This window comes from Pedobacter sp. (genome assembly GCF_965279535.1).
Classification (GTDB): Bacteria; Bacteroidota; Bacteroidia; order Sphingobacteriales; family Sphingobacteriaceae; genus Pedobacter.
Window position 1 is genome coordinate 2,811,122 of the sequence record NZ_OZ257244.1, and the last position, 19,941, is coordinate 2,831,062.

Below are 19,941 nucleotides of genomic sequence, written 5' to 3' on the forward strand. Positions count from 1 at the left end.
TTACCACTTAAGGCGATTTAAAACATTAATATCTATCGATTTCGTATTTCTATACACCATTACAATTATACTTAGCCCAACAGCTACTTCTGCTGCTGCCAATGCCATAATAAAGAATACGAAAACCTGACCTGATGGGTCGTTACTGTGTACAGAGAAAGCCGTTAAAAGCAGGTTTACCGCATTTAACATTAATTCTACCGACATGAAAATTACGATTGCGTTTCTACGGGTTAACACTCCAATTACACCAATAGTGAAAATAATTGCACTTAACCAGATGTAATGGTTTAACGGAACGCCTTGAAGTTGTGTAGTTAAATTTTCCATTATGCTTCTACCTCATCTCTTTTAGATAATAAAACAGCTCCAACCATTGCTGCCAACAGTAATAGAGATGATAATTCGAATGGCAATAAGAATGGTCCGAAAAGTTCCTTACCTAAATTCTCTACCAAGCCTAATTCCTGATTTTTTAAAATAAGTGGGCTTGTAATGCTGGCAGATTTTAACGAACCGATTAAAGTTACAGCTAAACAACCACCCGCAATAACACCAATGATCTTAATTAATGGTGATTTGGACGGCTCCGTTTCTTTATTTAAGTTAAGGAGCATCAATACGAAGAGGAATAATACCATGATAGCCCCCATGTAAACAATAAAGTTTACAACTGCCAAAAACTGTGCGTTTAACAGCACGTAATGAACCGTGAAGGTAAAAAAGGTCAGAATTAAGTACAATACACTGTGGATAGGATTTTTTGCAAAAATCACCATCAGCGAAAAGATGATACTTAATGTAGCTACGAAATAGAATACTTGTGTACTCATTAATTTGTTTATTTATTCAGCCCTTATTCAGGGCTTGAAGCAATCTTATTGTTTAGTCTATTGCCTTAGGATTGCTTCGTTCCTCGCAATGACGATAATATTGTTTATTACTTTTTCATTTCCAAAGGAGCCTCTACCAATTTATCTTTCCCGTAAATAAAATCCTTACGCAGATAATCAGCAGGAACGATAGGTCCATCTAAATAAATGGCCTCTTTCGGACAAGCTTCTTCGCATAAACCACAGAAAATACAACGCAACATATTGATTTCATAAGTTGCAGCATATTTTTCCTCGCGGTACAAATGCTTTTCTTCATTTTTACGTTCTGCCGCAATCATGGTAATGGCTTCAGCAGGGCATGATAGTGCACATAAGCCACAGGCGGTACAACGCTCACGTCCTTGTTCATCACGCTTAAGCGAGTGCATTCCTCTAAAATTAGTAGAGAATTCTCGCTCTACCTCAGGGTAACGTACTGTAGCCGTTTTCTTAAACAAGTGGCTAAAAGTAATGGCCATTCCTTTACCAATAGCAGGAAGATATAACCGCTCTGCCAGGTTTAAAGGTTTTTGCTCTAATACTTTTTTCTTATTACTTAATGATTCCATAATTAAAACTTCTCAATAACCGCAATCACAATTCCTGTTACAATAATATTGGCAATAGCCAATGGGATTAATCCTTTCCAACCCAAGTTCATCAACTGGTCATAACGGAAACGAGGGATTGTCCAACGTACCCACATGAAGAAAAAGATGAAAGCAAAGATTTTCAGGAAGAAAATACCTGTTCCAAATAATGGAGCCCAGGTAGGCCCTAATAATTCCGCCATTGAATCCATTCCCGGATAGTTGTATCCGCCAAAATATAATGCTGCCATTACTGCAGACGAAACAAACATGTTGATGTATTCTGCAAACAGGTAAAAACCTAATTTCATAGAGGAATACTCGGTGTGGTAACCACCAATTAATTCGGTTTCACACTCTGGCAAATCGAAAGGAGCACGGTTGGTTTCTGCGAAAGAACATACCATAAAAATGATAAACCCTAATGGCTGATATAACACGTTCCATCTCCAGCCATGTTGCTGATCTACGATTTCCTTTAAACTGAGTGTATTCGTTATCAGCAGTAATGCAATGATTGATAATCCCATCGCGATTTCATAACTGATATTTTGTGATGCCGCACGAATAGCACTTAACAAGGAATACTTGTTATTAGATGCCCAGCCACCGATCATTACACCGTAAACACCTAAAGATACTACACCAAAGATGTATAATACACCTACGTTGATATCAGATACTTGTAATGGAATAACTTTATCGCCAATAACCATTGGGCTTCCCCAGGGAATTACAGCCGTACCAATACAGGCACAAAGCAATGCCAAACCAGGGCCTACAACAAATAGCCATCTGTTGGATGTAGTAGGAATAATTTCTTCCTTCATAAACATCTTAATACCATCGGCTAAAGGTTGTAAAATACCAAAAGGACCAGCTCTATCCGGGCCTAAACGATCTTGTAAATATGCAGCAACTTTACGTTCTGCATAAGTAGAATACATGGCAATAAGTAAACTGATGCCGAAAATTACAGCAACCAGAAGGAATTTTTCTATAATAAAACCGCTATCCATTAGTATTTTACTGTTTTATGTAATTCAATTTCATTTGCTGCCTGTAATGCCGGGTTAGGGTTAATTACTGGTAATGGCTTTAATGTTTCGTAATGATTTGATGCAATTACAGATGTATCATCAATATGAGTTGGCTGTTCAATCACCCAATCAGAAGTAGCTTTTTTATCAAAACGGCAAGTGTTACAAATAAACTCTTCTACTTCTCCAAACTGATCTTTACGTGCTGTAACCCTCAATACGTCTTCGCCTTTATACCATAAAGTCACTTTCCCATTGCATTTTTCATGATCACAGTTGCGGTGAGCATCAACTGGTTTAGTAAACCAAACCCTGTTTTTGAAACGGAAAGTTCTATCGGTTAAGGCACCTACCGGACAAACGTCAATTACGTTTCCAGAGAAGTCGTTATCAACAGCTGTTTGAATATAAGTAGAGATTTCTGAGTGATCGCCGCGGTTCAAAATACCATGAACGCGCTTATTGGTAATCTGGTCAGCAGTGAAAACACAACGATAGCACAAGATACAACGGTTCATATGCAATTGAATTTTATCACCAATGTCAATACGATCGAAAGTACGACGCTCAAACTCGTAGCGTGTTTTTTGCAAACCGTGCTCATAGCCTAAATTTTGTAAATCGCACTCTCCAGCCTGATCACAAACCGGACAATCCAATGGGTGGTTGATCAATAAGATCTCTACAACACCAGCACGTGCTTCCAAAACTTCAGGTGAAGTGATATTTAACACTTCCATACCATCCATTACCGTTGTACGGCAAGATGCAACCAGTTTCGGCATTGGGCGAGGATCTTTCTCAGAACCTTTAGTAACCTTTACAATGCAGGTACGACATTTACCACCGCTGCCTTGTAATTTGGAATAATAACACATTGCCGGCGGCACGATATCCCCTCCGATTTGCCTTGCAGCATTCAGAATGGTTGTTCCGTTATCAACCTCCACTGTTATTCCATCTATCGTAACCTTAATTTTTTCACTCATGGTTAATGATATTCATTTATATTCAATGCTTTGTACCATATTGTGAGATACACAGCAATCTTTTTATTTATACTTCCCTTTTGAAATCTCGTAACCAATTTTTATTCTTGGCTCAGCCTGCTTTTCCAAGAGCTCATCAAAATACCTGAAAATAATTTCAATATTTCGATCCTGGCTGTCTACTTTCTTTCTTATTTTCTCAACCTCTAATTTTATCTCAGTATTACTCAAAACCATCGTTCTAAGCTGCAAAATCCCATGTTCGCTAAAGGCAAACGGCAGATATTTGGAGTATTTTCCTTGTTCTAAGGTCACAAATTGTGACCTTAGAACTTCATTTTATACGATCTCTTTTAATTTATCTCCTAAGGTTGCAATTTGCGATCTTAGAATTATTTTGTTTCTTACTCTTGATGGTTATTTTTCTTCCGTTACCGGAGCTTTTTCTATTGGTTTCGCATAATTTGCAATACCATAATTTTGCTGCTGGCTCTTAACCGGCTCTTTAATGTGCCACTCAAATTCATCTCTAAAGTGACGGATCGCGCTGGCAACCGGCCATGCAGCCGCATCTCCTAAAGGACAAATCGTATTACCCTCGATTTTGCGCTGAACATCCCACAATAAATCAACATCATCCATTGTTCCATGACCATGCTCAATTTTATGAAGAATTTTCTCCATCCAACCTGTACCCTCACGGCAAGGAGAACACTGACCACAGCTTTCATGGTGATAAAACCTGGAGAAGTTCCAGGTGTTGCGCACAATACACTGGTCTTCATCAAAAGCAATGAATCCACCTGAACCTAACATCGTTCCGGTAGCAAAACCACCTTCCGATAAAGATTCATAGCTCATTAAGCGTGGCTCACCATTAGCTAACTTAAGTGTTAAGTTTGCAGGTAAAACTGGTACAGAAGAACCACCTGCAACAGTAGCTTTCAATCTTTTTCCATTAGCAATACCACCACAATATTCATCAGAGTAGATAAATTCTTCTACTGGTAAGCCCAATTCGATTTCATAAACACCTGGTTTAGCTAAGTTACCAGATGCAGATATTAATTTTGTACCTGTACTTCTACCGATACCTATTTTAGCATACTCATCGCCACCATCGTTAATAATTGGCACAACTGCAGCAATTGATTCCACGTTGTTTACTACTGTAGGGCAGCCATACAAACCTGCAATTGCAGGGAAAGGTGGTTTAATTCTGGGGTTACCTCTTTTTCCTTCTAATGATTCTAACAAAGCGGTTTCTTCACCACAAATGTAAGCACCACCACCAGGCTGAACATAAAGTTCCAAATCGTAACCTGTTCCCAATATGTTTTTACCCAACCATCCGGCAGCTTTAGCTTCAGCTATTGCTCTTTCCAGGATACGGATCTGTGGCATCATTTCGCCACGAACATAGATGTAGGAAACTTTTGCCCCTAAGGCAAAACTCGATACAATCATTCCTTCAATTAAAGCATGAGGAATGTAAGTCATCAAATAACGGTCTTTAAATGTTCCCGGCTCAGACTCATCAGCATTACAAACCAAATAGCGTGCAACACCTTCAGGTTTAGCCAAAAAGCTCCATTTCATTCCCGTTGGGAAACCCGCACCACCACGGCCACGTAAGCCTGATTTCTTAACTTCTTCAACAATCTCTTCAGGTGTTAAAGTTTTAAGGGCTTTTTCCACGGCACGGTACCCGCCTTTTTGGCGGTAGACTTCAAGCGTGTTGATGCCTGGTACGTTTATATGCTCAAGTAACAGTTTTCGAGACATTTTAATTAGTCTATAGTTTGTAGTCTTTAGTCTTTAGTCTCAAGTCAAAACAACTCTCAACTTTAGACGCTCGACTTAGGACTTATTTTTTAAATCTTCAATCAATTTATCTACGCTATCTGTTGTCAGGTTTTCGTAGAAAGTATATTCCGGGCTGATTTGCAATACCGGGCCGAAACCACAAGCAGCAAGGCATTCAACACCTCTGAAACTAAATAATCCATCGGGAGTTACTTCCCCTTCTTTTACACCTAGTTTATCTTCCAGATGGCTCAATATCTTTTCAGCACCTACCAGGCAACAAGGCCCTGTACGACATACCTCCAAAGCATATTTACCTTGAGGTTTTAAAAAGTACATGGTGTAAAAAGTAGCTACTTCATAAACTTCGATAGACTGAATGTTTAAGTATTCAGCTACCTGATCCATTGCTGAAGTGCTAACCCATAAATATTCTGCCTGTACCAAATGTAATAGTGGTAACAAGGCCGATTTTTGTTTTCCCTCTGGATAACGGCTTTTGATTTCATCAAATTTGGCCAGCAATTCTGATGAAAACACTACAGGTGTTTGTTCTTCTACTTTAAGCATCTAATTCTCCTGCAATAATATTCATACTACTCATGTTGATAATGGCATCAGACAATAACATGCCTTCGCTCATTGGTGCAAACATCTGGTAATTTATAAAACTTGGTCTGCGGAAGTGTAAACGGTAAGGTGTACGTCCGCCATCATTAATCAGGTAAAAACCTAACTCGCCGTTTCCACCCTCTACAGCATGATAAACTTCAGCCTTTGGTGCATCAATTTCACCCATCACAATTTTAAAGTGATAAATTAATGCTTCCATGTTGTTGTAAACTTCTTGTTTCGGAGGCAGATAAAATTCAGGAACATCAGCATGGAAGATGCCTTTTTCCTCAGATTTTAATTTTTCCATGGCTTGCTCAATGATGCGCAAACTCTGCCACATTTCCTCATTACGTACTAAATAGCGATCATAAATATCACCACTTGTCCCAACCGGAACCTCAAAATCGAAATCCTGGTAAGAAGAATATGGATCACTTACACGAACATCATAATCTACACCTGTTGCACGCAAAAGGGGGCCTGTCCAGCTATACTCTAAAGCCGCTTCCTTGGTTACCTCAGCAACGCCGGCAGTTCTGTCAATAAAGATTCTGTTTCTATTTAATAGTGCTTCAAATTCCTTTAAAGCCTTTGGAAACTCTTTTAAAAACTTATTGATTTTAGCAAAGGCGATATCATTGAAATCGCGTTCAAAACCACCTATACGACCAATATTAGTAGTTAAACGTGCGCCGCAAACCTCTTCGAAAATTTCGTAGATATGCTCACGGAATTGGAAAAGGTACAAGAAAGTGGTAGTTGCCCCAGTATCCTGGCCAATAATCGTATTACAGATAATGTGATCGGCAATGCGAGAAAGCTCCATTACGATTACCCTTAAGTAATCTACCCTTTTAGGCAATTTAATGTTTAACAACTTCTCAACCGTCATGTGCCAGCCCATGTTATTGATTGGCGATGAACAATAGTTCAAACGATCGGTTAAAGGTGTAATCTGATAAAAAGGGCGGTGTTCGGCAATCTTTTCGAATGCACGGTGGATGTACCCAATTGTAGAAACGCCGCTTACAATACGTTCGCCATCTAATTGCAAAACGTTTTGAAAAACACCGTGTGTTGCAGGGTGGGTTGGACCTAAGTTTAGGGTTACCAATTCACTCTGTGGATCATTATCTGTAAATACCGGATGGTTATGATTCATAATTTACCTTCCAAAAAATTCGTCTTTTTTATCAACCCTGTTCGGATCTTCTAATGGATACTGCTTCAACATCGGATGCACTCCTAAATCGTCCATATTTAAAATGCGGCGAAGGTCAGGATGCCCCTCGAACTTAACGCCAAAAAGGTCATAAGTTTCGCGCTCCATCCAATTCGCACCCTTCCAAATGGTAGTGGCCGTTGGGATTGTCGGGTTTTGCTCTGAAATAAAAACTTTTACTCTGATTCTTAAGCGTTCCACCATATTATTCAAATGGTAAACCACTGCAATACCGTGTTCCTTTTCAGGATAATGAACTGCAGTTATATCAGTTAAGAAATTGAACTTAAGATCGGTCTTTAAATAAGAAAGCACATTAACAATCACATCTTTTGTGGTTACAAATGTTAGCAAACCATAGGGTTCAGAAACACCCGTCACTTTCTCTCCAAACCTTTCACCCAGTTTAGTTAGAATTTCGCTATTCAGTGTAGTTTCTTCCATTATTTAATGCCGTATTGACCTAAAAGATTTTTATAATATTCTGAATTTCTTCTTCTACCGGATTCGTTTTTAACCAAATCCTGAATTCGTTGAAAGCCATCAAGAATAGCTTCCGGCCTTGGCGGGCATCCGGGAACATAAACGTCTACCGGGATTACCTCATCAATACCCTGTAAAACAGAATAGGTATCAAAAATACCACCGCTACTGGCACAGGCACCAACAGCCATTACCCAACGTGGCTCAGCCATTTGAATATAAACCTGTTTTAAAACCGGAGCCATTTTTTTTGCGATAGTGCCCATCACCATTAGCACATCGGCCTGACGAGGAGAAAAGCTCAAACGTTCAGCGCCGAAACGACCTAAATCATAATGAGAACCCATGGTCGCCATAAATTCAATCCCACAGCAAGAAGTAGCGAATGGAAGCGGCCATAATGAATTTGAACGGGCCAAACCGATCACTTTATCCAAAGAAGTGGCAAAATAACCAGGTCCTTCAGTTCCCGGCGGCGCATCAACTATATTAATTTCACTCATGTCTTTAAACAAAAAATGCTCATCCCTTTGCAGAATGAGCAACAAATTTACGATATTTTAAAGGCAATTAAACTAGAACTACTCGATTTAGAACCTTTCTAAATAATGAAAAACCCCTGCTGTTAGTGTAAGCTATACACTTGTAGTTTCTAGCTAAAAATTTACAATTGACAAGTCTCAACTATAAATTAAAACTACAAACAATCTAGTTCCAGTCTAAAACTTTTTTCTTGATTACGTAGATAAAACCCAACAGTAGCGTACCCATGAAAATGAACATTTCAATCATACCGTCCATTTTTAAAGCCCTGAAATTAACAGCCCAGGGGTACATAAAGATAACCTCCACATCAAAAAGTACGAATAAAATAGCGACTACGAAATACTTAATGGAGAAAGGCTGACGGGCATTACCCACAGACTTAATCCCAGCCTCAAAGGTTTCTAATTTATCGCTTGTTTTGCGTTTAGGACCTAAAAGGTGGGTTGCTACTAATGTAGTTACCACAAAACCTAATGCTACAATAACCTGAAATATAATGGGAAGAAAATCTATAGGGGCACTTTGCGCTTGCATAATAAGTATAATTTGATTGCAAAAGTAAAAGAAAAAGGCAGGATAACAAAACCCTGCCTTTTCTAAATGATTTTAAATTGATTATTTTTTTCCTTTAGTAGCTGCTGCCGGAGCACTCAACTCCTTCAATTTTGCAGGAGCAAATGTACCTGCCGGATTTACAGCGATACTCTTGTTAAAATATTCTTTCGCTTTTTCTTTATCCTTGTAGTAATAGAAACCACCTAATGAATCATAAGCTTCAGAAAGCTTTTTACCGTTAGCAGATGCAACTTCTGGTTTCTCTGTTACTTTTTGAATGAACTGCTCAAAGAATGGGTTAGCTAAACCTTTAGGATCTTTTTCATCATCCATTAAGTTATTGATACGTGCTCTCCATAAATAAGCATCATAAGTATCAGGAGCCAATTGGGTTACTTTTGCGATAGAAGAATCAGCTTTTACCAAACCATCTTTTGTTGGGTTTTGCTTAGCGCTATATTTCCCTGCATAATCAAAGTAGTAAGCTAAGGCATTATAATAATAGTTATATAATGATCCTTTACCATTCGGGTTAGCTTTAATTGCCTTTCCGTAAATCTCTGCAGATTTCTCATATTTCTTTGCATCAAAATAGCTTTTTGCAATCTCAGCCAAAGCATCAGCATTGGTAGAATCTTTCTCAACAGCCTTGCTGATATTGATTAAAGCCAAGCTATCCTGACCAGCTCTCAACTGAGATTTTCCTAAGTAAAGGTAATCGTTAGCCAAAATTCTAGACTGATCTTTTTCTTTTGCAAAGAAATCAGTCATATCTGTTAAAGCCTGAGGATATTGTGCATTTTCATACGCAGACCAACCTTTCATCCTTGCTACTACTGCTGCTTTAGGATTATTTGCAGGAACCTGAATAGTCGAAGCTACCTGTTGTAAAGTTTTGAAATCTTTAGCATAGAACAAGAAAGTCATATAGCGTAATTGAGACTCTAAAGACTTATCTGTTAAATCGATATACTTTTTATAATTTTCGATTCCTTTAGCAGCTTTTTCTTTATCTGTACCGAAATTACTCCACTGTAAATATAACTCACCTAATTCGCGGTAAGCAGGACCATAATTGGCGTCTGCAGCAATTACATCTTGTAATTCTTTTTCGCCTTCAGGAAATGCACGAGATTCTTTATACATTTTACCGATCTGCGTTTTTGCTCTTCTGTTGTTTGGATCAACATCATTAACACGCATATAAGGGCCTAATGCTTCTGAGTTCTTCTTTTGCAATGCATAAGCATCACCTAATGCTAAAAACACCTCAGCATCTTTATCTTTCGAATCTAATTCATCTGCTTTAGTGATATTGGCAATTGCATTAGTGAAATCAGGCTTAGAAACATCCTCACTTGGTTTATCCTGAGCTAAATAAGCTCTACCGATTTGCAAGTAAGTTTGGTAGTCTTTTTTACCCAATTCTATTGCTTTATCGAAATTGGTTTTTGCTGAAGCTGCATTGTTTGACAATAGATCTGCTTCACCTAAACCGATCAGGTTTAAAGCATTTTTTGGATCAGCAGTTACACCTTTGGTGAACACGGCTCTTGCTGAATCGATGTAACCAGTTTTTAGGTAAACCAAACCCAGGTTATAATAGTTTGCGCCATCTGAGGCTTTAGAGCTAACCAACGATTTAAGCATCGATGAAGCTTTTTGATACTGTTCTGCGTCAATGGCTTTTTTCGCATCACTTAAACTTTGAGCAAAAACTGCAGAACCCATCAACACCAAACCTACATTTAAGGTTATTGCTTTCTTTGAAATTTTCATTGGATCAATTTTTTGTTTTTAAATGTTTTGTAAATCTGGTCGGAGCGAGTTCTACTTTATCCAAAATCTCCAACCGAAACCTAGCCAACATTGGTTTTAACAATTATGAAGCATTATCTCTAAATACTTCGTGGTTCAATTTATAATTTATTTATTACTTTCCTTAGTTAAATTTATTTCTCTTGGCATTAGCTTATGCGGGCCAAGTCCAGATTTAAGTACAATCAGCTGTCCTCTCTGGCTTCTTAACCATGTTGCAAATCCTGTGCCTAAACCATCTCTACCTTCGCACTCAATTATATTTACGTTTCTTAGAAAAGGATAGACTCCGTTAATAAGATTTTCTTGCGTGGGCTTATAAAACTTATCACTCCCTACTTTTCCTTTTTCATTTTTAACCCCCAGCATTTTAACCTGAGCCAGGTATTGAGCCATTTCGGTATTCTGATCAGAAATCCAATTTACGCCCAAAATACCAATAAAATTTTTATCCTGCGCAACAAGTTTGATAACTTCATTGCTTGATTTTTTTGAATAAACGTTTTTTGCGGGAAACTGGCTGATATTAGCCAAGTGTTTAAAGTATTGAAAGGTACTTGAATAAGCGTTATCAAAGACCAATTTCTTATCTGAATTTCTCCCCTGTAATACATCAATCACTTCCTTAACGGTAATAGTGCTATCAATATTGTCCTTATTGGTAATTAATGCGATTCCATCAATGGCGAAACGTACTGAATTGATTTTGATACCACGTTGTTTGTAATACTTTTCCTCCTGTTTATTGAGTAATCGGGGCATTACGATTACGCGGACACTATCATTTAGAAACGCAGCGATAATCTTTTCTTCAGGTTTTACTGTAGTTTCAAACTTTGCTTCAGGATAATCCAGACTAAAGATATCGATTTGTTTCTGAACAATTGGACTCACGCTTTCATCAACGAGCATTTTCATTGTGCCGCTGGTTCTGGTTTCTTTAACACTTGCTGTTTTATCCTTTCTTTTACATGAAAATAAAGCAAGTACCATAAAAATGAAGAGAATATTTTTCATTATTGGCTTGAGTCTCGCCTTCCAAGACTTAACAATCTTACAAAAGCATAAAAAATTAAAAAGATTCCTATCGCGATGCGTCCCCAGTTTGGGATGAAATTAAAACGCAAAGCAAGTGGAGGCCAAAAGATGAAGGCAAGCCCCATTACGAGATATAACAGGAAGGCCGCTAGCCCTAAAATGAGCAAAAACCGCTGTTTAGGCGATTTTTGCTTAAAGATATCAAAATTTAACATCTACAATTAGTTCAATGTAAAGTTAACGTTGATGTTGTATTTTACCCTTACTGGTTTACCATTTTGAATACCTGGATTCCAACGTGGGCTGGCTTTTAATACGCGGATGGCCTCTTCATCTGTACCACTTCCTAATCCACGTGTAACTGTAATATCGGTTAATTTACCATCTTTTTCTACCACGAAAGATAAAAACACTTTACCTTGTACGTTGTTTTCCTGAGCCATTGGTGGATATTTAATCGCACCACTTAAGTACTTGTAGAACTTAGGTAAGCCTCCCGGAAACTCTGGTTGTTTCTCGATACTAACGAAGTCATAAACCTGGTTATCATCAACAGCAACCGCTGCTTCTTTTTTAGGGCCTTCACCAACTGGAGCAGCGATTACAATATCTGCTGTTGGATCACCTTTAATATCTCTTTGACCTGGATCTGCCTCTTTCAACTTTTCAACGGTTGGAGGTTCCTCATCACGTACCTGCTCATCTGGCTTTACGATTGGAGGTGGCATTTTTACCTGATCTACCTTTGGTGGAGGTGGCTCTACCGGAGGTGGAGGTGGTGTTTCTGGATTAACTGGGGGCGGAGGTGCAATAATTACTTCCTGTGCTTTTTCAATTGGCTCGTCCTCTTTTAAAGAACCTTTAATTAATCCGTAGATTTTTGGAGCAAAGAAAAGCGCTAGAAATACTAATGAACCAATAATTAATGCCCGAGTGGTATTGGCCCCATTGGTTTTACGCAACTGGTAGGCGCCGTAGTTTTTGTTTTTTTCAGCAAAAACTACATCAATCCACTGCCTTCTTAATATATCTAATTTTGACATGATTACTGATTTAACAAATTATAAAATACCCTGAGATCTCATTGACTCTTTTTCACTATCCAAGATATTGTCGTCATCAATCTGACGAACTTTTATCTTTAATATTTCCAATTCATCCATTATATCTACAAAGTTCTTGAAGTTTGAGCCGCTTGTAGGTTTAACTAAAACCACAAACTCGCCCTTCACTCCAGATGCATCTGCTTTTTTTCTGTTTTCGATAATCGACTTTTCAACTTGAGATAAGCTTTCATATGTTGGAGCTGTTGCACCAGCTTCTCCCATGTACCAGGCTACTTTATCGTTTTTACCTAATAAAATAGTCATCGTTTTAGAAGCTTTCAGTTCCAACCTGTTATCCTTGTTGTTTTCGTCTTTATCTGGCTTAACAATATCCATTGCCTGTGGCGTAGATATCGATGTGGTTAAGATAAAGAATGTTACCAAAAGGAACATCAAATCTACCATCGGCGTCATATCTACTCTTGGGGTGGCTTTCTTCCCACCTGTGTTTAATTCTGCCATCTCTTATTTTTTTCTAGCTTCAGCGTTAGTAACCAATAAAAATTTGTTCACTTTTTGCTTCTGCAAAACATCTACGATTTTTTTAACTACAGGATATTCCTCTTTAGAATCGCCCTTGATACTTACACGCATAGGTTGCTGATTTACTTCAGCTGTTGCTGTACGTGCCTGTAAAACCCAAGAGTTTAACTGATTATCTGTAGAATCTGTAGGAATACCGGTTTGAACACCTGGTTTCATACGATCTGCTCCAGACATGGCTAAGAACGATTTTAAACTTGAAACCGGAACACCAAATGTAGATACTACAGAGAATTTTTTAATTTCCTCAGGAGTAAAATTGATTTTGTATTGTTGTCCGATCAATTCTAAGGTTCTCGCCCTAACTTTCTGGCCTGCTACTTCGAAGAAAACCTTACCCTGACCAATGGTTAACGTTGCATTGTTTTCAGCTGGAACCTTAAATTCATACGTAGATGAAGGTGTTGATACCGCTAGTGGTTCTGGTTGTCTTGCCGTAGCAGTTAATATGAAGAACGTAAGTAACAGTGCAGCTACGTCGCACATGGCGGTCATATCTGTTACTGTACTGGTTCTTTTAACTTTAATTCTAGGCATAATTTTAAGTACTTTTTAATAATGATGATCTTTTTCCCGGTTTTCCATAAAGCCGGTAAAAATTTTTTCAAAATTTATTATTTATGCGAACTAGCGTAAGTTTGAACGATGCTAAATCCAGCTTCATCGATAGCGTAAGTTAACTTATCAATTTTTGAAGTTAAGATGTTGTACATGATAATCGCTAAAGTAGAAACCGCGATACCAGTCATCGTGTTGATTAGGGCCTCAGAGATACCTACCGCTAATGCAGCTTGATCTGGAGCACCAGAGTTTGCTAAACCGGCGAATGCACGGATCATACCTGTTACTGTACCTAATAAACCAATTAACGTACCGATAGATACCAAGGTAGCGATGATGGTTAAGTTTTGCTCTAACATAGGCATTTCCAATGCAGTAGCTTCTTCAACTTCTTTTTGAATGGCAACGATTGATTGCTCAACATCTAAGTTAGTGTCAGCCTCAACTTCGCTGTATTTTTTCAAACCTGATTTAATTACGTTAGCAACAGATCCTTGTTGTTTATCACACTCAGCTTTAGCAGCCTCGATGTTACCAGCGTTTAATAAACCTTTTACTTTGATGATGAAAACATCTAAGCTAGATTTACCACTTGCTTTGCTGATTACGATTAAACGCTCGATAGAGAAAACGATAGTAGTTAATAACAAACCGATTAATACCGCTACGATTGGACCACCTTTGTAAGCTGTACCAGGATAGTTATTTGGCAAAGGTAAGTTTTCGTTGTTGTTATCGATAAAGTTAGAAGGATCCCCTAATACGTATCTCCAAATAACGAAGCCAATTACAATACAGATAGGGATTACCAATGTTGCGAAAACGTTAGATGCACTTGAAGAGCTCTCTTTTTTAACAGTTGTTGGTTTTGGTGCGTTTGCCATTTTTTTTTGAATTTTAGTTTTAGTTCTTGTTTTTAATTTTTAGCTGTTTTTTTCTTTTGTAATACACACAACGTTTATTACCCGATTTTGTTGCGAAAAACAAATTTATAAATTGATTTTAAATTACAAATTAATAAATCGATAAACAATCAAATCGTTACTTAACTTTTAGTTTACGGTAAAACCACCTAGCTGTATAACAAAAAAATTGCCTCAGCTGGAGACAATTCTTTCACAATAAAAACTAAAAAAAAATCCAAATGCAAATTTTTTGGTGAAAAAATCCATTTTAAACGCTATTTAACACAATTTTAACACCTCTTCGGGTATTTTTACTCGCTTTGGTTCTTCAAATTGCTTAAAATTCTGGATGAAGGCTTCATGAAGTTCGCTTGCTTTTTTACGATATTCTTCGGCACTTGGCCAGGTCATGGAAGGGTCCAAAATTTCTGAAGGTACTCCCGGACATTCGACCGGCATCATCAGGTTAAAAATTTTATGTTCACTATAATTTACACGATTTAGCGCTCCATTCAGGGCTGCTGTTATCATTGCCCGGGTATAGCTTAACTTCATCCTTTTACCTACGCCATAAGGTCCGCCACTCCAGCCTGTATTCACTAACCAGACATTAACCTGGTGCTGCTTCATTTTCTCGCCGAGCAGTTCTGCGTACCTGGAAGGGTGTAAAGGCAAAAATGCTTTACCAAAACAGGCAGAAAATGTAAGTTGTGGTTCGGTAACCCCTGCTTCTGTTCCGGCTACTTTGGCTGTATAGCCACTCATAAAGTGATACATGGCCTGTTCTACATTCAGTTTAGAGATTGGTGGAAGTACGCCAAATGCATCTGCAGTTAAAAAGAATATATTGCGCGGTACAGCTGCAACTGAGGGTAATATGGCATTATCAATATATTCAATCGGATAAGCCACCCGTGTATTTTCGGTTTTATCGATGTTGCAAAAATCTACATCCTTTGTTCCGGCATAAAAGTTAATGTTCTCCAGCAAGGCACCAAATTTAATTGCATTATAAATCTGAGGCTCGTTCTCCTGGGTAAGATCTATACATTTGGCATAACAGCCTCCTTCGAAGTTAAATACCGAATCCTTTCCCCAGCCATGCTCGTCATCTCCAATTAAACCCCTGTCCGGATCGGCTGAGAGCGTTGTTTTTCCAGTTCCCGATAAACCAAAAAAGATTGCAGTATCTCCATCCTTGCCTACATTGGCCGAGCAATGCATAGAAAGTGTATTTTTATATATCGGTAGAATGAAATTAAGTACAGAGAAAATGCCCTTCTTAATTTCTCCTGTGTAGCCACTTCCGCCTATCAGAATCATTTTTCTGGTAAAGTTGATGATAGAAAAGTTGCCTTGACGGGTGCCATCTACTTCAGGATCGGCCAAAAAGCCTGGGGCAGCAATAATTGTCCATTCAGGATCTGAGCCTAATTGTTCATCATCCGGGCGAATAAAGAGGTTGTTGGCAAAAAGATTTTGATAAGCGGTTTCGGTAACGACCCTGATGGATATGGCATAATCTGGATTTGCACAAGCAGATGAATCCCTTACATAAATAGTCTTATCCTTAAGATAGGTTGTAATTTTATTAAAAAGTCCATCAAATTTAACTGGATCAATCTTAATATTAATGTCGCCCCACCAAACGGTATCAGTCGTTATTTCATCGCATACGATAAATTTGTCTTTAGGGGAGCGTCCTGTAAATTTCCCGGTATCTACAGCCAGCGCCCCAGATGAGGCCAGAGTGCCTTCCTTGTTTAACAGTGCTTCATCAATTAGCTGGGTTGCTGTAAGTTGGTATCTTACGGCAGCGTGATTACCCAAATTTAAATAGCTTAAATCTGGCGCTTGCAGTTTCTTTTTGCTCATAACAATAAGTAAGTTAGTACAGCAAAGGTAAGGGGTTGCAAAGCAAAAAAACTAGTGTTTTACATTAATTTTTTACATATTGTAGCAAATACACTATTATGTAAACATTTTATTTACAACGATTTACAAGCGTTTTTACAAGGATAAAATTCGCGATTTTTTACACTAAGTATAACAGCCAAAATTATGAATCTACACGTTTAACCCAGCGCTAAGGTTAATGGTATGCTAGAATTTTCAACATTATGGACTATAGGAAATTAGCAAACACATGCAGTTTGCACCTAAACATCAGACTTTATAACTTAAAAAGACTGATTTTGCTTCAGGCCATTTATTTAAAAGCTTTATCCTCCGGCCTTTTTTACTTTATAGCCTTCTTTTTGTAAGATAGCCAGCACCTTGTCTCTTACGTCACCCTGTATCAGGATTTCACCATCCTTTACTGAGCCACCAACACCACATTTGTTTTTAAGCATTTTGCCCAGTACTTCCAGGTCATCTGTTTTACCTTTATAACCTGTAATTAAGGTTACTGCTTTTCCACCACGATTCTTTTTATCAAGCATTACCCTGAGGTCTTGTTGCTGGTTAGGCACAGTAACGGTGTCATCCACTTCTTGTTCGTACTCAAAATCAGGATTTGTAGAATACATAATGCCACCTAAATCGCTTAAACTATTTTTTTTTGGCTTCATAATATATAAGGTATGGAAAAGAGGATAAATAAAAATTTGTAAATGTTAAGGTACAATTACCTGTAAAGATCCAGGCTGCACAATTGCCTTAATTTCGGCATCCATTTGTAAAGGCTCTCCATCAATGTGTACAGCTCCGGCCTTTTCACGATGAATATGAATTTCCTTGCCTTTGATGATCTCAATCATGTCAGACGTTTCGGCTTGCCCCCTTAACATCACATAACTGAGTATCGGCAATTTTATTATCGGAAAAGGTTTAATAATGCAAACATCCAGCAAGCCGTCTTTAACAGATGCGCCTGGCGCGATATAAACATCATTGCCATATTGTGAAGAATTGGCTACCGTAATGGCAAAAGCTTTTCGGTTATACGCTGTGCCATCTATGTTCAAAGTATATTGCTGAGGTTTATAATTGAAAATCTCTCTGATTCCCAGCTTGAGGTAACCAGATAAACCTCTTTTTTTATCTTTAGAAAAAACAGCACTTAAATGAGCATCAAAGCCCATTCCTGCTAAATTGAAGAAACTTTTATCGTTAAAGGTGGCGGAATCAATGTGATCGATGTTAAATTGGTTGATGACCTGAATGGCCTGGCGCATATTTTTTGGAATGTGCAGAAATCTAGCCAAACCATTGCCCGAACCCAAAGGCAAAATGCCCAAAATGATTTGATGCTTGAGTACCTGAGTAGCGACCTCATTAATGGTTCCATCGCCACCTGCTGCCACAATTATGTCAAAATTCTTGGTAGCAGCTTCATCGGCTAACTCAGCCGCGTGCCCTACGCGCTCGGAAAAAACAAAATTCGGATTGAACTTATTTTTATCCAAATACTTATCAATAAAGTCAGGGATGCGTACTTTTCCTTTCCCACCAGAAATGGGATTAATGATAAACAGGATATTTTTCTTTGTGTGCAAGTCGTGAAGAATGAAAGCACAAAATAATCTATAATTTTTGAAATAAAGAAAATATGCTAATTTTGCGACACTAGAGTGGACTGATTTGCTACTTCTGTTTTGGCAGAAAGGGATTGCAACCACTTAAAAAAAAGTGCTAATACCTCCTTCAATCAATTTAAAAACCTGTTTCCAGGGGTTTGGCATAGTTAAAGTGTTTATTTATCATTAATTATTTAATAAATGTCATATTTATTTACATCAGAATCTGTATCTGAAGGCCACCCAGATAAAATTGCCGATCAAATATCGGATGCATTAATTGATAACTTTTTAGCTTTCGATCCTGAATCGAAGGTTGCCTGTGAAACCCTGGTTACAACAGGTCAGGTTATTTTAGCTGGCGAAGTAAAGTCTACAACATATTTAGATGTGCAACAGATTGCCCGAGATGTGATCAAAAAAATTGGTTACACTAAAAGCGAATATATGTTCGAAGCAAATTCTTGTGGCATTCTTTCTGCTATCCATGAGCAATCTCAGGATATTAACCAGGGGGTAGACAGAAGCAACAAGGAAGAGCAGGGCGCAGGAGACCAGGGTATGATGTTTGGTTATGCAACAAATGAAACTGCAGATTACATGCCTTTAGCTTTAAACTTGTCGCACAAGTTATTGCAGGAGCTTGCTGTTTTACGTCGTGAAAATAATGAAATTACTTATCTACGTCCTGATGCAAAAAGCCAGGTTACTTTAGAGTATGACGACAACAATAAGCCTGTTCGCATTGATGCCATTGTAATTTCTACTCAGCATGATGATTTTGATGAGGAAGAAAAAATGCTCGCCAAAATCAAGCAAGATCTGATTGAAATTTTAATTCCAAGAATTATTAAAAACAATCCACAATATGCACACTTATTTAATGATGCTATTCAGTACCACATTAACCCTACCGGAAAATTCGTAATTGGTGGTCCTCACGGAGATACGGGCTTAACTGGCAGAAAAATTATTGTAGATACTTATGGTGGTAAAGGCGCTCATGGTGGCGGTGCTTTCTCTGGAAAAGATCCGAGTAAAGTAGATAGAAGTGCAGCATATGCTACACGTCACATCGCTAAAAACCTGGTAGCTGCTGGTGTTGCAGATGAGATTTTAGTTCAGGTATCTTATGCAATTGGTGTTGCAAAGCCAATGGGTATTTATATTAATACTTATGGTACCGGAAAAGTTAATAAAACGGATGGCGAGATTGCTAAAATCGTTGAATCTATTTTCGATATGCGTCCTTATTTTATTGAACAACGTTTAAAATTAAGAAATCCGATTTATAGCGAAACTGCTGCCTATGGCCATATGGGTCGTACGCCTGAAACAGTTAGCAAGACTTTCAGAACTCCTAATGGTGAAGAGAAAACTGTTACGGTTGACTTGTTTACCTGGGAAAAGTTAGACTATGTTGATCAGGTAAAATCAGCATTCAATATTTAGTAAACAGAAAGGCCACCTTACCGGTGGCTTTTCTGTTTGGTTATGGGTTAAAAGTTGTGGGTTGTGGGGCTGGGAGCAGAAACATGGCGCTAAAAATTAATTTCCAGAATAACTTATAAACAGAAAGCCACCTTACCGGTGGCTTTTCTGTTGTTATGGGTTAAAAGTTGTGGGTTGTGGGGCTGGGAGCAGAAATATAGCGCTAAACATTAATATCTAAAATAAATTATAAACATAAAAGCCACTTTACCGGTGGCCTTTCTGTTTAGTTATGGG

Annotated in this window: 22 protein-coding genes; 1 reads left to right on the forward strand and 21 read right to left on the reverse strand. The window is 38.2% G+C overall.

The window, feature by feature from the left end; translation table 11 throughout:
• The 21 genes from nuoK to ACQY77_RS11420 form a co-directional block, all read right to left on the reverse strand.
• On the reverse strand, window positions 1-330 hold the full coding sequence (nuoK, locus tag ACQY77_RS11320; protein ID WP_090887400.1) for an NADH-quinone oxidoreductase subunit NuoK: 330 nt from the start codon (window positions 328-330) through the stop codon (window positions 1-3).
• The gene (locus ACQY77_RS11325) at window positions 330-833 is read right to left on the reverse strand and encodes an NADH-quinone oxidoreductase subunit J (protein WP_421942030.1); all 504 of its coding nucleotides are present in this window, start codon (window positions 831-833) and stop codon (window positions 330-332) included. The genes nuoK and ACQY77_RS11325 overlap by 1 nt, the downstream gene beginning before the upstream one ends.
• Before the next feature lie 107 nt (window positions 834-940).
• Window positions 941-1,444 (reverse strand): NuoI/complex I 23 kDa subunit family protein, encoded by a 504-nt coding sequence (locus tag ACQY77_RS11330; protein ID WP_090887392.1) that lies wholly within the window; start codon window positions 1,442-1,444, stop codon window positions 941-943.
• 2 nt (window positions 1,445-1,446) lie between these two features.
• Complete coding sequence (gene nuoH, locus ACQY77_RS11335) at window positions 1,447-2,484, reverse strand: NADH-quinone oxidoreductase subunit NuoH (protein WP_421942029.1); 1,038 nt, start codon at window positions 2,482-2,484, stop codon at window positions 1,447-1,449.
• Window positions 2,484-3,494, reverse strand: a complete 1,011-nt coding sequence (locus ACQY77_RS11340) for a 2Fe-2S iron-sulfur cluster-binding protein (protein ID WP_421942028.1) — start codon at window positions 3,492-3,494, stop codon at window positions 2,484-2,486. The genes nuoH and ACQY77_RS11340 overlap by 1 nt, the downstream gene beginning before the upstream one ends.
• A 63-nt stretch (window positions 3,495-3,557) precedes the next feature.
• Window positions 3,558-3,809 carry a hypothetical protein gene (locus ACQY77_RS11345; protein WP_421942027.1) on the reverse strand — a complete coding sequence of 84 codons (252 nt, stop codon included), beginning with the start codon at window positions 3,807-3,809 and terminating at the stop codon, window positions 3,558-3,560.
• A 102-nt stretch (window positions 3,810-3,911) separates the two neighbouring features.
• Window positions 3,912-5,279: an NADH-quinone oxidoreductase subunit NuoF gene (gene nuoF, locus ACQY77_RS11350; protein WP_421942026.1), complete on the reverse strand. Its 1,368-nt coding sequence runs from the start codon at window positions 5,277-5,279 to the stop codon at window positions 3,912-3,914.
• 75 nt (window positions 5,280-5,354) lie between these two features.
• Window positions 5,355-5,870, reverse strand: coding sequence for an NADH-quinone oxidoreductase subunit NuoE (gene nuoE / locus ACQY77_RS11355; RefSeq protein ID WP_421942025.1), 516 nt, complete (start codon window positions 5,868-5,870; stop codon window positions 5,355-5,357).
• Window positions 5,863-7,077: an NADH-quinone oxidoreductase subunit D gene (locus ACQY77_RS11360; protein WP_421942024.1), complete on the reverse strand. Its 1,215-nt coding sequence runs from the start codon at window positions 7,075-7,077 to the stop codon at window positions 5,863-5,865. Before ACQY77_RS11360 ends, nuoE begins: the two co-directional genes overlap by 8 nt.
• Window positions 7,078-7,080: 3 nt before the next feature.
• Entirely contained in the window at window positions 7,081-7,581 is a 501-nt protein-coding gene (locus tag ACQY77_RS11365; protein ID WP_421942023.1) for an NADH-quinone oxidoreductase subunit C, read from the reverse strand.
• Window positions 7,581-8,123: an NADH-quinone oxidoreductase subunit B gene (locus tag ACQY77_RS11370; protein ID WP_090887371.1), complete on the reverse strand. Its 543-nt coding sequence runs from the start codon at window positions 8,121-8,123 to the stop codon at window positions 7,581-7,583. Before ACQY77_RS11370 ends, ACQY77_RS11365 begins: the two co-directional genes overlap by 1 nt.
• A gap of 205 nt (window positions 8,124-8,328) precedes the next feature.
• Window positions 8,329-8,700 (reverse strand): NADH-quinone oxidoreductase subunit A, encoded by a 372-nt coding sequence (locus tag ACQY77_RS11375; RefSeq protein ID WP_421942022.1) that lies wholly within the window; start codon window positions 8,698-8,700, stop codon window positions 8,329-8,331.
• A gap of 81 nt (window positions 8,701-8,781) precedes the next feature.
• On the reverse strand, window positions 8,782-10,500 hold the full coding sequence (locus ACQY77_RS11380; RefSeq protein WP_421942021.1) for a tetratricopeptide repeat protein: 1,719 nt from the start codon (window positions 10,498-10,500) through the stop codon (window positions 8,782-8,784).
• Window positions 10,501-10,647: 147 nt separating this feature from the next.
• Complete coding sequence (locus ACQY77_RS11385) at window positions 10,648-11,556, reverse strand: PstS family phosphate ABC transporter substrate-binding protein (RefSeq protein WP_421942020.1); 909 nt, start codon at window positions 11,554-11,556, stop codon at window positions 10,648-10,650.
• Window positions 11,557-11,798: 242 nt separating this feature from the next.
• Window positions 11,799-12,620 carry an energy transducer TonB gene (locus ACQY77_RS11390; RefSeq protein WP_421942019.1) on the reverse strand — a complete coding sequence of 274 codons (822 nt, stop codon included), beginning with the start codon at window positions 12,618-12,620 and terminating at the stop codon, window positions 11,799-11,801.
• 18 nt (window positions 12,621-12,638) lie between these two features.
• Window positions 12,639-13,145: an ExbD/TolR family protein gene (locus ACQY77_RS11395; RefSeq protein WP_421942018.1), complete on the reverse strand. Its 507-nt coding sequence runs from the start codon at window positions 13,143-13,145 to the stop codon at window positions 12,639-12,641.
• A gap of 3 nt (window positions 13,146-13,148) precedes the next feature.
• The gene (locus ACQY77_RS11400; protein ID WP_090887353.1) at window positions 13,149-13,763 is read right to left on the reverse strand and encodes a biopolymer transporter ExbD; all 615 of its coding nucleotides are present in this window, start codon (window positions 13,761-13,763) and stop codon (window positions 13,149-13,151) included.
• A 77-nt stretch (window positions 13,764-13,840) separates the two neighbouring features.
• A complete protein-coding gene (locus ACQY77_RS11405; protein WP_421942017.1) occupies window positions 13,841-14,671 on the reverse strand; it encodes a MotA/TolQ/ExbB proton channel family protein in 831 nt (276 codons plus the stop codon).
• 300 nt (window positions 14,672-14,971) lie between these two features.
• A complete protein-coding gene (gene pckA / locus ACQY77_RS11410) occupies window positions 14,972-16,567 on the reverse strand; it encodes a phosphoenolpyruvate carboxykinase (ATP) (RefSeq protein WP_421942016.1) in 1,596 nt (531 codons plus the stop codon).
• Between the two features lie 347 nt (window positions 16,568-16,914).
• Entirely contained in the window at window positions 16,915-17,265 is a 351-nt protein-coding gene (locus ACQY77_RS11415; protein WP_421942015.1) for a translation initiation factor, read from the reverse strand.
• A 45-nt stretch (window positions 17,266-17,310) separates the two neighbouring features.
• Window positions 17,311-18,192, reverse strand: coding sequence for a diacylglycerol/lipid kinase family protein (locus ACQY77_RS11420; protein WP_421942014.1), 882 nt, complete (start codon window positions 18,190-18,192; stop codon window positions 17,311-17,313).
• A 222-nt stretch (window positions 18,193-18,414) separates the two neighbouring features.
• Between ACQY77_RS11420 and metK the strand changes: the two genes are divergently transcribed.
• Complete coding sequence (metK, locus tag ACQY77_RS11425) at window positions 18,415-19,665, forward strand: methionine adenosyltransferase (RefSeq protein ID WP_421942013.1); 1,251 nt, start codon at window positions 18,415-18,417, stop codon at window positions 19,663-19,665.
• Window positions 19,666-19,941 lie beyond the last annotated feature (276 nt).

What these genes read in the sequence shown, in the direction of transcription:
- ACQY77_RS11325 (WP_421942030.1), bottom strand. Translation starts at nt 833, where the DNA reads ATGAGTACACAAGTATTCTATTTCGTAGCTACATTAAGTATCATCTTT.
- nuoH (WP_421942029.1), bottom strand. Translation starts at nt 2,484, where the DNA reads ATGGATAGCGGTTTTATTATAGAAAAATTCCTTCTGGTTGCTGTAATT.
- ACQY77_RS11415 (WP_421942015.1), bottom strand. Translation starts at nt 17,265, where the DNA reads ATGAAGCCAAAAAAAAATAGTTTAAGCGATTTAGGTGGCATTATGTAT.
- ACQY77_RS11360 (WP_421942024.1), bottom strand. Translation starts at nt 7,077, where the DNA reads ATGAATCATAACCATCCGGTATTTACAGATAATGATCCACAGAGTGAA.
- ACQY77_RS11405 (WP_421942017.1), bottom strand. Translation starts at nt 14,671, where the DNA reads ATGGCAAACGCACCAAAACCAACAACTGTTAAAAAAGAGAGCTCTTCA.
- metK (WP_421942013.1), top strand. Translation starts at nt 18,415, where the DNA reads ATGTCATATTTATTTACATCAGAATCTGTATCTGAAGGCCACCCAGAT.
- ACQY77_RS11375 (WP_421942022.1), bottom strand. Translation starts at nt 8,700, where the DNA reads ATGCAAGCGCAAAGTGCCCCTATAGATTTTCTTCCCATTATATTTCAG.
- nuoK (WP_090887400.1), bottom strand. Translation starts at nt 330, where the DNA reads ATGGAAAATTTAACTACACAACTTCAAGGCGTTCCGTTAAACCATTAC.
- nuoF (WP_421942026.1), bottom strand. Translation starts at nt 5,279, where the DNA reads ATGTCTCGAAAACTGTTACTTGAGCATATAAACGTACCAGGCATCAAC.
- ACQY77_RS11400 (WP_090887353.1), bottom strand. Translation starts at nt 13,763, where the DNA reads ATGCCTAGAATTAAAGTTAAAAGAACCAGTACAGTAACAGATATGACC.
- ACQY77_RS11395 (WP_421942018.1), bottom strand. Translation starts at nt 13,145, where the DNA reads ATGGCAGAATTAAACACAGGTGGGAAGAAAGCCACCCCAAGAGTAGAT.
- ACQY77_RS11380 (WP_421942021.1), bottom strand. Translation starts at nt 10,500, where the DNA reads ATGAAAATTTCAAAGAAAGCAATAACCTTAAATGTAGGTTTGGTGTTG.
- nuoE (WP_421942025.1), bottom strand. Translation starts at nt 5,870, where the DNA reads ATGCTTAAAGTAGAAGAACAAACACCTGTAGTGTTTTCATCAGAATTG.
- ACQY77_RS11385 (WP_421942020.1), bottom strand. Translation starts at nt 11,556, where the DNA reads ATGAAAAATATTCTCTTCATTTTTATGGTACTTGCTTTATTTTCATGT.
- ACQY77_RS11340 (WP_421942028.1), bottom strand. Translation starts at nt 3,494, where the DNA reads ATGAGTGAAAAAATTAAGGTTACGATAGATGGAATAACAGTGGAGGTT.
- pckA (WP_421942016.1), bottom strand. Translation starts at nt 16,567, where the DNA reads ATGAGCAAAAAGAAACTGCAAGCGCCAGATTTAAGCTATTTAAATTTG.
- ACQY77_RS11370 (WP_090887371.1), bottom strand. Translation starts at nt 8,123, where the DNA reads ATGAGTGAAATTAATATAGTTGATGCGCCGCCGGGAACTGAAGGACCT.
- ACQY77_RS11390 (WP_421942019.1), bottom strand. Translation starts at nt 12,620, where the DNA reads ATGTCAAAATTAGATATATTAAGAAGGCAGTGGATTGATGTAGTTTTT.
- ACQY77_RS11330 (WP_090887392.1), bottom strand. Translation starts at nt 1,444, where the DNA reads ATGGAATCATTAAGTAATAAGAAAAAAGTATTAGAGCAAAAACCTTTA.
- ACQY77_RS11365 (WP_421942023.1), bottom strand. Translation starts at nt 7,581, where the DNA reads ATGGAAGAAACTACACTGAATAGCGAAATTCTAACTAAACTGGGTGAA.